Raw genomic sequence first — 13,271 nt, 5'->3', positions numbered from 1 at the left:
CATTGACGCCATAGCCTTTCGGCCTTCGGGCCATCGCAACACGATAACCATCAAGATGACGCAACCTCCTACGACCGCCCGGCCGGCTGTCAGTGTCTACGGGACATTGAGCATGCTCGCCGCGATCATGTTCTTCGGTTTCATGACGATTGGCATGCCGCTGCCCGTGCTGCCGGTCTACGTCCATGAAACGCTCGGCTACGGCTCCTTCGTCGTCGGCGTCACCATCGGCATCCAGTCAGTCGTCACGCTGCTGCTGCGCTCCTACGCCGGACGCACCGTCGACACACGTGGCCCGCGCCGCGCGGTACTCACCGGGCTGTGCGGCTGCGCGGCGGCGGGCGTACTGTATCTCGTGGCATCGATGGTGCCGGACCCTGCGCTCGCGCTGGGCATCCTCATCGCCGGACGCGTGGTGCTCGGCTTCGGCGAAAGCCTGATTCTGACCGGCGGCATGTCGTGGGGCATCGGCCTGCTGGGTGCGGCGCACGCGAGCAAAGCCATTTCGTGGCAAGGCGTGTCGATGTACACAGCGCTCGCGACCGGCGCCCCGTTCGGCGCCTACCTGCTGGAATCGGCTGGCTTTACGGTCGTCTCGCTCGTGAACATCGCGCTGCCCGCCGTGGCGTTCGCCATCGCGCTGCGTCTGCCGGCAGCCGCCCCGGTGGGCGGACATCGTCTGCCGTTCCTGCGTGTCGTCGGCCTCGTGTGGCGCCCCGGTCTGGCCATGACGCTGGGGAGTATCGGCTACGCGGTCATTGCCGCGTTCATCACGCTTTACTATGCCAGCCACGGCTGGTCGGGCGCGGCGTATGCGCTCACGCTCTACAGCGCCTGCTTCATCGGCATGCGGATTCTGCTCGCACATGCGGTCGATCGCTTCGGCGGACGCCGCGTCGCCATGTGTTCGCTGGTCTTCAGCGCCATCGGTCAGTTCCTGCTGTGGGGTGCAGTGAGTCCGCACATGGCGCTCGTTGGCGCCGGGCTGACCGGCGTGGGCTTCTCGCTGGTCTTCCCCGCCCTGGGCGTGGAGGCGCTGCGCCAGGTGCCGCCGCAAAATCGGGGGGCGGCGCTGGCGGCCTATTCGGCGTTCTTCGATCTGGCGCTCGGATTGATCGGGCCGATGGCCGGACTCGTCGCCAACTTTTTCGGCTACGCCTCGATCTTCCTGTGCGGCGCACTCGGCGGGATCGTGGCCATCCTGATGATTGCGCGCCTGCCGCATGCAGGCCCCGGCACGACACCGGCAGATTCGTCCGCCGGGAGTGGCCACTGATTTTCAAGACTGTGTGTCGAGGGCCCGCGGTCGTCGAACTGGAGCATCGTACTCATGGCACAAACGTCTTCTGCACGCATCAAGCTGTCGATTCTCGATCAAACGCCCGTGATTCACGGCCATAGCGTGGCGGACGCCATTGCGGCAACCGTCGAACTGGCTCAAGCGGCCGACGACCTCGGCTACACGCGCTACTGGTGCGCAGAGCACCACGGTCTGCGCGGTGTGGCGAACCCGGCGCCAGAGGTCATGATCGCGCGGCTGGCCAGCGTGACCAAACGCCTGCGGGTCGGATCCGGCGGTGTGATGCTGCCGTACTACAGCCCGTTCAAGCTGGCCGAACAGTTTCTGATGCTCGAAGCGCTGTTTCCGAATCGCATCGACCTCGGTGTCGGACGCGCCCCCGGTGGCGACATGCGCACGGCGCGCGCCGTCGCGAAAGGGCCATACGATGCGGGCGAGCACTTCCCGCAACAGGTCGCCGAGCTGGCCGGCCTTTTCAACGACACGCTGGCCGACGATCATCCTTACCGTGGGGTATTGCTGCAACCGGCCGTGCAAACGCGCCCCGAGCTGTGGGTGCTGGGCTCGAGTGAGTTCGGTGGCTTGCTCGCCGCGCAGCTTGGCCTGCGCTACTGCTTCGCGCACTTCATCAACGCCCACTACGGTCATCGCGTGACGCAGGCGTATCGCGAACGCTTCACACCGGGGCAACTGGCGAAGCCTTATTGCTCGGTGGCGCTCTTCGTCATCTGCGCCGACACCGACGCCGAGGCGGAAGCGCTCGAAGCCGGGGTGGATCTGCGTCGGGTGCAAATGGCTTACGGCATGAACGAGCCGATTCCCAGCCTCGAACAAGGGGCCGAGGCGAAGCCGCAATATCGCGACCGGGAGTTGTCCGTCATCGCGCGCGAGAAGCCGCGTAGTATCATCGGCACCCCGGAGCGCGTCACCGCGCGCGTGATGGAATTGCAGGAGCAGTTCGAGGCCGACGAAATCGTTGTGCTGACGGTGGCCGGCAGCTACCGAGCCCGTTTGCGTTCTCACGAATTGCTCGCGCAGGCGTTTTCGCTGCGCGCCGCCGACAGCCATTGAGCGAGCGTCGAGCTGCCTGCTTCCCCGACCGAATTTTCGACCGATTCCGCCCTATCCAACGCCATAACGCCATGAAACTCGACGTCAAGATTCTCGACGAACGCCTGCGCTCGCAGTTGCCCGCCTACGCCACGCCGGGCAGCGCCGGACTCGACCTGCGCGCGTGTCTCGATGCACCGCTGACCATCGCACCGGGCCAGACCGTGCTCGTCCCCACCGGCCTGGCCATCCATCTGGCCGATTCGGGCTACGCCGCACTGATCCTGCCGCGCTCGGGCCTCGGCCATAAGCACGGCATCGTGTTGGGCAATCTGGTCGGGCTGATCGATTCGGATTATCAGGGGCAATTGATGGTCTCGACCTGGAATCGCGGCAACGAACCGTTCGTACTCAATCCGTTCGAGCGTCTCGCACAACTGGTGATCGTGCCGGTCGTGCAGGCAGAGTTCAATCTCGTGGATGAATTCCCCGAAAGCGATCGCGGTGCGGGGGGATTCGGCAGCACCGGCAAGCACTGACATCACGCAACGGCATCATCGCAAGCCGTCATGAAAAAAGCGCCGCATGAAGCGGCGCTTTTTTATTGCGGCAAGAGACCTTGCCGACGCTTCGGACTATTCGACTTCGGCAGCTTCCGGCTGTGCACGGGTGTTGCCATCCTCGGGGAAGGACAGTTGCACCTGATCGTGCTCGTCCAGGTCCACCGTGACGCGGCCACCGCTGGTCAGACGACCGAACAGCAATTCGTCGGCCAGGGCACGACGGATCGTGTCCTGAATCAGACGCTGCATCGGACGCGCGCCCATGAGCGGATCGAAGCCCTTCTTCGAGAGATAGGTGCGAAGCTTGTCGGTGAAGACCACTTCGACTTTCTTCTCGTGCAGTTGATCTTCCAACTGGATGAGGAACTTGTCGACCACGCGCAGGATGATCTGCTCGTCGAGCGGCTTGAAGCTGATGATCGAGTCGAGACGGTTGCGGAACTCCGGCGTGAACATGCGCTTGATGTCGGCCATTTCATCGCCGGCCTGACGCTCGTTCGTGAACCCGATGCTCGCACGGTTGATCGTCTCGGCACCCGCGTTCGTCGTCATGATGATGATGACGTTGCGGAAGTCTGCCTTGCGACCGTTGTTGTCCGTCAGCGTGCCGTGATCCATCACCTGGAGCAGCACGTTGAAGATATCCGGATGCGCCTTCTCGATTTCGTCGAGCAGCAGCACGCAGTGCGGCTTCTTCGTAATCGCCTCGGTCAACAAACCACCCTGATCGAAGCCGACGTAGCCCGGCGGCGCGCCAATCAGACGGCTCACCGCGTGACGCTCCATGTACTCCGACATGTCGAACCGAATCAGTTCGATGCCGAGCGTAAAGGCGAGCTGCTTGGCCACTTCGGTCTTGCCCACACCGGTGGGACCGGAGAAGAGGAACGCACCGATCGGCTTGTCCGTCTTGCCCAGCCCGGCACGCGACATCTTGATCGCCGCCGACAGCGCGTCGATAGCGGGGTCTTGTCCGAACACCACGCTCTTGAGGTCGCGGTCGAGGGTCTGAAGCTTGCCGCGGTCGTCCGCCGACACGCTTTGTGCCGGAATACGTGCAATCTTCGACACGATCTCTTCGATCTCGCCCTTGCCGATCGTCTTCTTCTGCTTGGACTTCGGCAGAATGCGCTGAGCGGCACCGGCTTCATCGATCACGTCGATGGCCTTGTCAGGCAGATGGCGGTCGGTAATGAACTTCGCCGACAGTTCGGCAGCCGCCGAGAGTGCGCTCGACGAATACTTCACACCGTGGTGCTCTTCGAAACGCGACTTCAGGCCACGCAGGATCTGCACCGTCTGCTCGACGGTCGGCTCGTTCACGTCGATCTTCTGGAAACGGCGTGACAGGGCCGCATCCTTTTCGAAGATGCCGCGATACTCGGTGAAGGTCGTCGCGCCAATGCACTTGAGCTGCCCCGACGACAACGCCGGCTTGAGCAGGTTCGAGGCATCGAGCGTGCCACCCGACGCGGCGCCCGCGCCGATCAGCGTGTGAATTTCGTCGATGAACAGGATCGCGTTGTTGCGCTCCTTGAGTTCCTTGAGCACGGCCTTCAGGCGTTGCTCGAAGTCGCCGCGATATTTGGTGCCGGCGAGCAGCGCGCCCATGTCCAGCGAATAGACCGTGGCGTCCTGCAGAATCTCGGGCACTTCGCCGCGCGTGACACGCCAGGCAAGGCCTTCGGCGATGGCCGTCTTGCCCACCCCGGCTTCGCCGACGAGCAGCGGATTGTTCTTGCGACGGCGGCACAGCACCTGCACCACGCGCTCGACTTCCGATTCGCGCCCGATGAGCGGATCGATCTTGCCGTCACGCGCCATCTGGTTAAGGTTCTGGGTGTATTGCGCGAGCGGGCTTTCCTTGGTGTTGGCGCCCTCTTCGCCTTCCACGCTCCCCTCGCCGGCCTTGGCCGACTCGCCGGCCGCGCCGGTTTTGGTAATGCCGTGGGAGATGAAATTGACGACATCCAGACGCGTCACGCCCTGCTGTTGCAGGTAATAGACGGCGTGAGAGTCCTTCTCGCCGAAGATGGCGACCAGCACGTTCGCACCCGTGACTTCCTTCTTACCGTTGGAAGTGGATTGCACGTGCATGATGGCGCGTTGAATCACGCGCTGGAAACCGAGCGTGGGCTGTGTGTCGACCTCGTCGCTCCCCGGCACCGTCGGCGTATTGTCGGCGATGAAGTTGCGCAGGTTCTGCCGCAAATCGTCGAGATTTGCCGCGCAGGCGCGCAACACCTCGGCAGCGGTCGGGTTATCCAAAAGGGCGAGCAACAGGTGCTCGACCGTAATGAATTCGTGTCGCGCCTGGCGCGCTTCCATAAACGCCATGTGCAGGCTGACTTCCAATTCCTGGGCAATCATGCTTCCTCCATCACGCACTGCAGCGGGTGCCCGGACTGCCTTGCATGGCTAACAACTTGCTCAACTTTGGTCGCCGCGACATCGCGCGTAAAGACCCCACAAACTCCCCTGCCCTCACGGTGAACCTTGAGCATGATCTGCGTTGCAGACTCCCGGTCCTTATTAAAATATTCCTGAATGACCATCACCACGAACTCCATCGGGGTGAAATCGTCGTTCAACAGTACCACCTTGTACATCGATGGCGGCTTGAGCTGTTGCTCTTGCCGCTCCTGTACGGTGTCGTCATGCGTTGTCGGTAAGGTTGCCATACGTGGATTCTAAACAACTCCCGGGTACAGGAAGCAATCGGAGCCCCTATTGCCGCCTGCCGTCCGGTTCTCCACCGGAATGCCAACACTCGTTCTCATCAGCGCGTGCGTTGTCCAGCAAGGCGCTGCAGCCCCGACCACCGGGGGTGCCACACCCATATGAGTCAGCTTAACCCAAATTTCAAGAGCGTGTCTCTGCACCCCTTATACCCTCCGAGATATAAGGGTAAAACCTGATCGAACACAACTTCTATCACTCAAAAAGGGCTTGACACTATTGGCAGTTAGCGAAAACAATCATCGTGGCGCTTTTCCTCTATAAGTGTTTTAAAAGAAAAGATGCCTGGGTGAGCCTAAGAAGCCGCCGCCAGCCGGCGGGTTTTTCAGATGTGCTCGTTGTTGCGGTGATATGTAGTAGTCGTAATTGTTTAGGGGAAGTTTGTATGGCAACCGGTACGGTCAAATGGTTTAACGACGCCAAGGGTTTTGGTTTCATCACGCCGGATGAGGGTGGCGAAGATCTGTTCGCTCACTTCTCGGCGATCCAGATGAACGGGTTCAAGACCCTCAAGGAAGGTCAGAAGGTGCAGTTCGAGGTCGTTCAAGGCCCGAAGGGCAAGCAGGCTTCGAACATCCAGGCTGCTGCCTGAGAGTAGCGCCGTTCGATGCATTGGAAACCCGGCTTCGGCCGGGTTTTTTATTGCACCGCAGCAATGCGCGCACCATAGTGAAACATTTTGGATCCGTTTTTGAATGCAAAATCGAACGCAACTTTCCACTCCATGCGCGAAGCTTCCCGGAATTTAACTGCGTTTAATTTCTTATAAAGTTTCAATCACCGCAATATTCCACTCAGTTATTAAAATACTCCCTCTGACACTCTCGGTTGCGGAAACCAATTACGCAATTATCCGAATTGACTAAGTATTCCTACGCAGCCGCCCGGTCAACCGGCATGCCGAAGTCATTCGCCAAGCATCGGAAATTAATAGGCTTTTAACGAATCCGAAAGCGAAATCGACGCCGCTTGCGAACCGGCAAAAAAACCACTTGTTTCAAGAATCGCACAAATGATCCGTGCGCTCCGTTTGCCCCTCATGCCCGAGGGAACGTCTTCCGGGCCGCGCCCCCCCGTGGGCGTTGCCTGTCGGCAAAATGCGACGGGCCGCCCGCAGGCAGCCCGTTTGGACACTTCCCCCTAATGTGGCGACACTCAGCCCAGATCGACGTAGACCTTGTCGGCTTCGATGCGGATCGGATAGGTTCTCACAGCCTCGATGAGCGGCGCGCACAGGGCGGCTCCCGTCCGGACGTCGAATTTGCCCTGATGCAACGGGCACTCGATCTCATGCCCATCCAGGAATCCGTCGCACAGGCGCGCGTTCCCGTGAGTGCACACGTTATCGGTCGCAAACACCTCGCCGTCCACGCCATACAAGGCGATGTCCCGTCCGCCCACAATCAGGCCGATCACGTCGTCCTCGGGAATCGCGTCGCGCGACGTCGCCTCAATCCAGTTACTGCTCATGATGTCCCTCGCTTCAGATCGGGTAGATCAGCGAGTTGGGAATCATCTCGCTGTCGAAAATGCATTGGCGTGACGCGAACTTCCATCCGTCGTCGGTTCGTTTGAGGATGTCCAGATAGCGCCCGACCGAGAGAATGTCGGTCAGTTGATCCGGTTTGGTGCGAAACACTGCGTAGTTGGCTTCGACGTGCAGCGTGTCGTCGTCGAGCCGACGGATCGACGGCAATCCGATCACATGGCGCTGGTAGTACGGGTCATGAAATAGCGTGTCGCGAATGCCGTAGATGCGATCGCGCAGCATGCCCCGGCTTTCGAACGACAGTGTGGCCAGCGGCAGCCCCATCTCGAAGTTCTCGCGCGGCTGAATGCGGTAGACGCACGCGTCGAGGAAGAACTCGGGCCAGGCATCCCATTGCTGGGTATCGAGTGCTGCCGCATAGGCGGCATTGAGTTCGACCACCGCCTGAAATGTTGCAAAATCCACCATCGTGTCGTCTCCTCAAACGCCCATGACGCGGCGCCAATAGGCGTACATGCCGCGAATCAAGGTCTCCGTCACCATGTGCTCGGTGTTTTCCACCCCGGTGCCGCCCAACTCGGCGATCACGCGGTGCCACGGTTTTTGCGTGAATCCCTCCTGCGAGCACTCGATCGCCTCACCGTCGTCCGCCGACACGAAACCGGCCGGGCCGAACAGATTTGCCTGGCGCAAACGGCGCTGCGTCATCTCTTCGGTGTCGTCTTCGAAACCGAAATGCGTCCAGACGAAATCGAACGAATCGGGACCGCGCGGCTGGATGTGACGCGTCGACACGGAGTTGACCTGCTGTTGCAGGATCACGCTGGGGAAGAGTGTCATGAGGACGGCCGTCGGCCCTTTCCACCAGTCTTCCTGCACGATGTCGAGAAAGCGCATGTCGTTCAGCGACATCGACGCCTTGAAGCTCGACACGCCCGACGTGACCTCTCCGCCACCGCCCTGTCCGCGCGTGGAGATCATCGCGGCGTGACGGCCGTGCGCGTCCATCACCAGACGCGATTTGTTATCCGCACGCCATAACCCGAAGGTGACGAACCAGGTGTGGAGCAAGCCCGGGTGATAGGGGTCCTTGATGTTCTCCTGCATCAGCTTCCAGTTGCCCGGAATGCGCTGCTTGTTGTAGCCGAGGAGCTTGAGCTTGCGGCCGTCGAACAGGCGGTCGAAGTACGCGCAGATCTCCGGCCCGAGAAAGTCTTCGAGCGACTCGACGTCGTGATCGAACGACGCAAAGATCACCCCACCGCGGGTGGCGACCTTCAGTTGGGTCAGGCCGTGATCCTCCGGCCTGAAGTCCTTCGGCATCCCCCCGTTGACCTTGCCGTCCTGCTTCACCCCGCGACGGAACGGTACCCCTTGCAGATTGCCCTTGAGGTCGTAGTTCCACTGGTGATACGGGCAATGGAAGTCCGTGCGATTACCGCGTTTTTCGCGGCAGAACTTCATGCCGCGATGCGCGCAGACGTTCTCGACCACATTGATTTCGCCGGACGCATCGCGCGTCACGATGACGGAGCGCTCACCGATCACCGTGCGCTTGAAATCTCCCGGGTTTGGCACTTCGGCTTCCAGTCCGACGTAGTTCCAATGCCGGCGGTAGAAGCACTCGTCAAGTTCGCGCCGATAGAGTTGCTCGTCGGTATAGACGCGAAACGGAATCCGGCTCGAGCCCTCGTTGGGCCAAAGCTCCGACGGCTGAGCGCCGGCGGAATGCGCCGGATCGAAGCCGGTCTGCGGGGTTGTACTCACGATCGTCTCCTGAGGGGAATGCTGGAAATGCTAGGAATGCGGGCAATAGGTTCGTCACGCGGCCTTGGCGTAGAACGCGTCGGCGTAGATATGCGCGCCATCGATGCCGCGCGCGCGCAGTAGCCGCGTGGCCGCGTCGACCATCGGCGGCGCGCCGCACAGGTACGCGCGCCAGCCGGCAAGCGCCTCTGCCCCGGTGTGGTCGGCGGCGAGTGCGTCGGTGACATGACCGAGCCGGAACGCATCGTCCGCCCGCCCCGGCGCGTCGGTGGTCGTCACGACATGCAAACGAATACCGTCGTGGTGCGACGCGAGTTCGCGCAACCACGCGAGGCCGTACACGTCTGCCGGCGAACGCGCACCGACATAGAGGTGGATCGGATTACGCATGCCACGGGCGAGTGCTCCACGCACGATCGACAGCACCGGCGCGAGCCCGGTGCCGCCGGCTACGCAAAGCATCGGTCCCTCGTGACGTGTCCGCAGATAGGAAGTGCCAAGCGGCCCCGACACCCGCACGGCATCGCCAACCTTGAGTTGTTCGTCGACATAGCCGGTCACAGCGCCGCCCGGCACCCGGCGGATATGGAATTCGAGCGTATCGTCGGCGTCGAGTCCGGCCATCGAATAGGGACGGATGTGCGCGGGTGTGAATTGCAGCGTGGCGTACTGACCGGGAGAAAAACTGAGCGGCTTCGCGGGCTTGAGCAACAGACGCTTGACGTCGTGCGTGAGCGGTTCGATCGCGAGCACGGTCGCCTTGAGAATCCTGGCCGGATGCACGACGACTTCATCCATCTCCGGCAGCTCGATTTCGCAGTCACCTTGCACCGTGGACTGGCAGGCGAGCACATAGCGCGTGGGGTCCGTGCCGTCGTCGTGATGGCGATATTCGACACCGTCGGCCTCTTGAACATCGCCGGAAATCACCCGGCAGCGGCAGGTGCCGCAGCGCCCGGACAGGCAACTGTACGAAATCGGGATCTGGCGATCGGTCAGCGCTTTCAGCAGATTGTCGCCGGGCACGACGTCGAGGCGCTCGCCAAGCGGCTGCACATGAACTTGCATGGGGATTGTCTCCGTGATGACAGCACCCGCCGGGCACTGCCTCCGGCGTTCGGACGCCGTTTGCAAGAAGCTTCGCGCAAGCCGCGATATAAACCAATAGAATCTCGCTTATATCTCCTATAAATTTCAGTGATTTCACTGATCGCCGAGACGTGTCCCCATGGACCTGCATGCTGTCGACCTGAACCTGCTGGTGGTTTTCCAGCATCTGTACAACGCGAGACGCGTTTCCCGCGTTGCCGAAGCGCTTGGCGTGACGCAGCCCGCGGTCAGCAATTCGCTGGCGCGTCTGCGCAAGCTGTTCAACGATGAACTATTCGTCCGCACGTCGCGGGGTATGTTGCCAACGCCCATGGCGATCGAACTGGCCGAGCCGGTAGCGACCGCCCTGGACGCCTTGCACGGCGTGTTCAACCGTCAACTCGCCTTCGACCCAGCAACGAGCCAGCGCGCCTTTCAGATCGCCATGACGGATATCGGCGAAGTGCACTTTCTCCCGAGGCTCATGCATGCCCTCGGCGATCAGGCGCCGGGCATTACGGTCAGTACGGTGCGCAACACGGCCGTCAATTTGCATGAAGAGATGGCCGCGGGTCAGGTGGATCTCGCCGTCGGGCATCTGCCCGATCTGACCGCCGAGTTTTTTCAGCGACGCCTGTTCCGGCAAAAGTATGTGTGCATGTTCCGCCCGGGCCATCCGCTCGACAAACCGAAGACGACGCGCATGGCGCGCGAGGATTTCGAGCGGGCGGAGCAAGTCATGGTGATCGCGGCGGGCACGGGACACGGACAGGTCGACGACTTCATGGCACGCGCCCACGTGCAACGCAACATCCGGTTGCGCGTGCCGCATTTCGTGGCGCTCGCCGACATTCTGCACGCCACGGATCTCATTGCGACCGTCACGGAAAAGTTCGCCCAGCGCAGCGCACAGCACTTCGGATTGCGTTACGTCGACCACCCGCTGGATTTGCCGGACGTGCAGATCAATCTGTTCTGGCATGCCCGCTATCACCAGGAACCCGCAAGTCAGTGGATGCGCACGCTGCTATTCGATCTGTTTTCGGAGTGACGCTCGCCGCTTAGCGGCCATGCCACGTTTCCCATAGCCCGCGCCAGAATGCGTTGGCGTTGCGACGCGCCCGCCAGCGCAGATTCGGCAGCGAGACCCCTAGCCACTGATCGGCGGCGTCGATGCGGCGCTCGCCGAAGCGGTGCGGCGCGTTGAAAAGATCGAGATATGCCTGACGGTAGTACTGCACCATCGCGGCGTCGCGGTAGTGAGTCTCCATCCATCGACGCGATGCAGCGCCGATCTGCGCGCGCAGCGACGCGCTCTCCAGCAACTCCACCAATGGCGCTTCGGCCGCCTCCAGCGGCACATCGACCCACGGCAGTTCGCAAGCCCCGGTCAGGCGGCGAAGTTGCGACTGCACGCGATTGTCAAGGTGACCGAGCGTCGGCTTACCCTGCGACAACGCCTCGAGCCCGGAGAGGTGATAGTTGCCCGTCACGCATTCGTCCAGCGCCACCGCCGCCCGTTGCTTCAGTCGCAGACATTCGTCGTGCGGTACTCCCATGATGAGGCGCACCTCGCACAGCCCGCGACGTTCGAGCCGGCGCAGCAAGCGCAGCGTCTGCGGCGCGCCCTTGGTCTCCCAGCGTTTGCGCCAGCCTGACGACGCGCCACTCGGTGAGAATACGACCAGAGGACGACCGGTCTCGCCCGGAGATTCCGGTTTCGGCAGGTAACGCGCGTCGTCGATCGGCACGATGTTGGGCACCACGCGGGCAAAGGGGTAGAAGCGCTCCGGACCCTGGCCGATGACCAACTGAGGCAAGGGATCGTTGATGATGCGCTCGCGCATGACGGCGTCGTCGCGACACCATAGCTCCGGTGCGGAGTGAAACTGACGGATCCATCGTTTGTTGCCGAAACGGTTCGGAAAGTCGGCGCCGAATGTCGTCTCCATCGGAAATATCTGATGGACGTGGATGACATCGGCGGCCGCGATGACATCGAGCGCTTCTTCGCGGTGACGTTGCCAGTCGAGATCGACGGCGAAGGTCCGCGACGCATAGGCCGCCGCGTCGTAGACGACGTGGCGCGCGGCAATGTCGGTGTGCCGGTTCAGCGCCGAGACAATGTTGCCCGGGCTGCCGGCCACCGGCGTATGGGAGAGGTGAACGACCTTCATCCGCGCAGTCTAGGTGGCTGCGCTGCGCGCAGGTTGACGTCCACAGACGGCGCAACTTACACGCCATTACACCGGTAACCCAGGATATGGCGGCACCGCTGTCGTCTTGGGAATGACGAAAGACAGCAACGGCGCGGGAGATCGGGCGGTTGCCCGGGATCGGCAAGCCTCGCAGATCTCTCGGGAAAGTCACTCAATAGCGCTCGCGCCGTTGCATTTCTTACGCTTACCGTCACACCGCGTTCGTCAGGAATTCAGACGAAGCTCACGCGCTGTAGCCGCCATCGATGGTCAGGCTCGCCCCGGTCACGAAGCTGGCTTCCTCGCTGGCGACATAGGCGACCATCGCGGCGATGTCTTCCGGACGGGCGTGATACTTGAGCGCCATGATGTCGTGCATCGATTTGGCGAAGTCCCCCTGCGCCGGATTCATATCGGTGTTCGTCGGGCCCGGCTGAACGTTGTTGACGGTAATGCCTCGCGGGCCGACATCGCGCGCCATGCCTTTGACGAGACCGACCAGCGCCGCCTTGCTCATGGCATAAGTCGCGCCGCCCTCGAACGGGATGCGCTCTGCATTGCACGAGCCGATGTTGATGATGCGTCCGCCCTCGCCCATGTGCGCAAGCGCGGCTTTCGATGCCACGAACACGGCGCGCACGTTCACGTTCAGCATGCGATCGAAGTCTTCCAGCGCCAGGTCGGCGACCGATCCCAGCGTGAACACGCCGGCGTTGTTCACGAGAATGTCGATCTTGCCGAATTGCTGCGCGGCGTCGTTCACTGCCTGGGTCAACGCTGCGGCATCGCTGGCGTCGGCGAGCAGCGCCTTCGCACGTCCCCCGGACGCCTGAATGCGGGCGACGAGCTCCTCCGCTGCCGCTTTCGAACCCTTGTAAGTGAAGGCCACCGTCGCCCCGCCATCGGCCAGCCGCTGCACGATCGCCGCGCCGATACCGCGTGAACCACCCGTGACGAATGCCACTTTGCCTTGAAAACTCGTTGCCATGATGTTGCTCCACTGGTTGAGAAGTGAAGCCAGTATCGGTGTTGAATTACATCGCAACTAGACCATAATATCGATCATCAATTTCAAC

At 61.8% G+C, this 13,271-nt stretch carries 13 protein-coding genes; 5 read left to right on the top strand and 8 right to left on the bottom strand.

Annotated elements, in window-relative coordinates:
* Positions 1 to 55 precede the first annotated feature (55 nt).
* From PI93_RS08750 to dut, 3 genes are all read left to right on the top strand, one after another.
* The gene (locus PI93_RS08750; RefSeq protein WP_080759066.1) at positions 56 to 1,276 is read left to right on the top strand and encodes an MFS transporter; all 1,221 of its coding nucleotides are present in this window, start codon (positions 56 to 58) and stop codon (positions 1,274 to 1,276) included.
* A gap of 54 nt (positions 1,277 to 1,330) precedes the next feature.
* Complete coding sequence (locus PI93_RS08745) at positions 1,331 to 2,371, top strand: LLM class flavin-dependent oxidoreductase (protein ID WP_039367387.1); 1,041 nt, start codon at positions 1,331 to 1,333, stop codon at positions 2,369 to 2,371.
* 71 nt (positions 2,372 to 2,442) lie between these two features.
* The gene (gene dut, locus PI93_RS08740; RefSeq protein WP_039367384.1) at positions 2,443 to 2,889 is read left to right on the top strand and encodes a dUTP diphosphatase; all 447 of its coding nucleotides are present in this window, start codon (positions 2,443 to 2,445) and stop codon (positions 2,887 to 2,889) included.
* 96 nt (positions 2,890 to 2,985) lie between these two features.
* On the opposite strand, the gene clpA is transcribed toward dut, so the two are convergent.
* Positions 2,986 to 5,283: an ATP-dependent Clp protease ATP-binding subunit ClpA gene (gene clpA, locus PI93_RS08735; protein ID WP_039367381.1), complete on the bottom strand. Its 2,298-nt coding sequence runs from the start codon at positions 5,281 to 5,283 to the stop codon at positions 2,986 to 2,988.
* Positions 5,280 to 5,594 (bottom strand): ATP-dependent Clp protease adapter ClpS, encoded by a 315-nt coding sequence (gene clpS / locus PI93_RS08730; protein WP_010807118.1) that lies wholly within the window; start codon positions 5,592 to 5,594, stop codon positions 5,280 to 5,282. Before clpS ends, clpA begins: the two co-directional genes overlap by 4 nt.
* A 443-nt stretch (positions 5,595 to 6,037) precedes the next feature.
* On the opposite strand from clpS, the gene cspD reads away from it, so the two are divergent.
* Complete coding sequence (gene cspD / locus PI93_RS08725) at positions 6,038 to 6,244, top strand: cold shock domain-containing protein CspD (protein ID WP_010807119.1); 207 nt, start codon at positions 6,038 to 6,040, stop codon at positions 6,242 to 6,244.
* 563 nt (positions 6,245 to 6,807) lie between these two features.
* On the opposite strand, the gene PI93_RS08720 is transcribed toward cspD, so the two are convergent.
* The 4 genes from PI93_RS08720 to PI93_RS08705 all read right to left on the bottom strand — a co-directional run bounded on the left by PI93_RS08720 (position 6,808) and on the right by PI93_RS08705 (position 9,976).
* Complete coding sequence (locus PI93_RS08720) at positions 6,808 to 7,122, bottom strand: non-heme iron oxygenase ferredoxin subunit (RefSeq protein WP_039367372.1); 315 nt, start codon at positions 7,120 to 7,122, stop codon at positions 6,808 to 6,810.
* 13 nt (positions 7,123 to 7,135) lie between these two features.
* Positions 7,136 to 7,609 carry an aromatic-ring-hydroxylating dioxygenase subunit beta gene (locus PI93_RS08715; RefSeq protein WP_039367368.1) on the bottom strand — a complete coding sequence of 158 codons (474 nt, stop codon included), beginning with the start codon at positions 7,607 to 7,609 and terminating at the stop codon, positions 7,136 to 7,138.
* Between the two features lie 12 nt (positions 7,610 to 7,621).
* Complete coding sequence (locus PI93_RS08710) at positions 7,622 to 8,818, bottom strand: aromatic ring-hydroxylating dioxygenase subunit alpha (RefSeq protein ID WP_052240504.1); 1,197 nt, start codon at positions 8,816 to 8,818, stop codon at positions 7,622 to 7,624.
* Positions 8,819 to 8,962: 144 nt separating this feature from the next.
* Complete coding sequence (locus PI93_RS08705) at positions 8,963 to 9,976, bottom strand: 2Fe-2S iron-sulfur cluster-binding protein (protein WP_039367362.1); 1,014 nt, start codon at positions 9,974 to 9,976, stop codon at positions 8,963 to 8,965.
* Positions 9,977 to 10,136: 160 nt separating this feature from the next.
* Here PI93_RS08705 and PI93_RS08700 point away from each other — a divergent pair, with 160 nt between their 5' ends.
* On the top strand, positions 10,137 to 11,048 hold the full coding sequence (locus PI93_RS08700) for a LysR family transcriptional regulator (RefSeq protein ID WP_039367359.1): 912 nt from the start codon (positions 10,137 to 10,139) through the stop codon (positions 11,046 to 11,048).
* Between the two features lie 10 nt (positions 11,049 to 11,058).
* On the opposite strand, the gene PI93_RS08695 is transcribed toward PI93_RS08700, so the two are convergent.
* Together PI93_RS08695 and PI93_RS08690 are read right to left on the bottom strand one after the other, a co-directional pair.
* A complete protein-coding gene (locus PI93_RS08695; RefSeq protein ID WP_039367356.1) occupies positions 11,059 to 12,174 on the bottom strand; it encodes a glycosyltransferase family protein in 1,116 nt (371 codons plus the stop codon).
* A gap of 265 nt (positions 12,175 to 12,439) precedes the next feature.
* Positions 12,440 to 13,183 carry an SDR family oxidoreductase gene (locus PI93_RS08690; protein ID WP_039367353.1) on the bottom strand — a complete coding sequence of 248 codons (744 nt, stop codon included), beginning with the start codon at positions 13,181 to 13,183 and terminating at the stop codon, positions 12,440 to 12,442.
* Positions 13,184 to 13,271: the final 88 nt, after the last annotated feature.

The sequence above is a fragment of the Pandoraea fibrosis genome, from assembly GCF_000807775.2.
Taxonomy (GTDB): Bacteria; Pseudomonadota; Gammaproteobacteria; order Burkholderiales; family Burkholderiaceae; genus Pandoraea; species Pandoraea fibrosis.
The sequence above is the reverse complement of the archived record's forward strand: the minus strand, read 5'-3'. Positions and strand labels throughout refer to the sequence as shown.

What these genes read in the sequence shown, in the direction of transcription:
- PI93_RS08750 (WP_080759066.1), top strand. Translation starts at nt 56, where the DNA reads ATGACGCAACCTCCTACGACCGCCCGGCCGGCTGTCAGTGTCTACGGG.
- PI93_RS08745 (WP_039367387.1), top strand. Translation starts at nt 1,331, where the DNA reads ATGGCACAAACGTCTTCTGCACGCATCAAGCTGTCGATTCTCGATCAA.
- clpA (WP_039367381.1), bottom strand. Translation starts at nt 5,283, where the DNA reads ATGATTGCCCAGGAATTGGAAGTCAGCCTGCACATGGCGTTTATGGAA.
- PI93_RS08700 (WP_039367359.1), top strand. Translation starts at nt 10,137, where the DNA reads ATGGACCTGCATGCTGTCGACCTGAACCTGCTGGTGGTTTTCCAGCAT.
- dut (WP_039367384.1), top strand. Translation starts at nt 2,443, where the DNA reads ATGAAACTCGACGTCAAGATTCTCGACGAACGCCTGCGCTCGCAGTTG.
- PI93_RS08715 (WP_039367368.1), bottom strand. Translation starts at nt 7,609, where the DNA reads ATGGTGGATTTTGCAACATTTCAGGCGGTGGTCGAACTCAATGCCGCC.
- PI93_RS08690 (WP_039367353.1), bottom strand. Translation starts at nt 13,183, where the DNA reads ATGGCAACGAGTTTTCAAGGCAAAGTGGCATTCGTCACGGGTGGTTCA.
- PI93_RS08695 (WP_039367356.1), bottom strand. Translation starts at nt 12,174, where the DNA reads ATGAAGGTCGTTCACCTCTCCCATACGCCGGTGGCCGGCAGCCCGGGC.
- clpS (WP_010807118.1), bottom strand. Translation starts at nt 5,594, where the DNA reads ATGGCAACCTTACCGACAACGCATGACGACACCGTACAGGAGCGGCAA.
- PI93_RS08705 (WP_039367362.1), bottom strand. Translation starts at nt 9,976, where the DNA reads ATGCAAGTTCATGTGCAGCCGCTTGGCGAGCGCCTCGACGTCGTGCCC.
- PI93_RS08720 (WP_039367372.1), bottom strand. Translation starts at nt 7,122, where the DNA reads ATGAGCAGTAACTGGATTGAGGCGACGTCGCGCGACGCGATTCCCGAG.
- cspD (WP_010807119.1), top strand. Translation starts at nt 6,038, where the DNA reads ATGGCAACCGGTACGGTCAAATGGTTTAACGACGCCAAGGGTTTTGGT.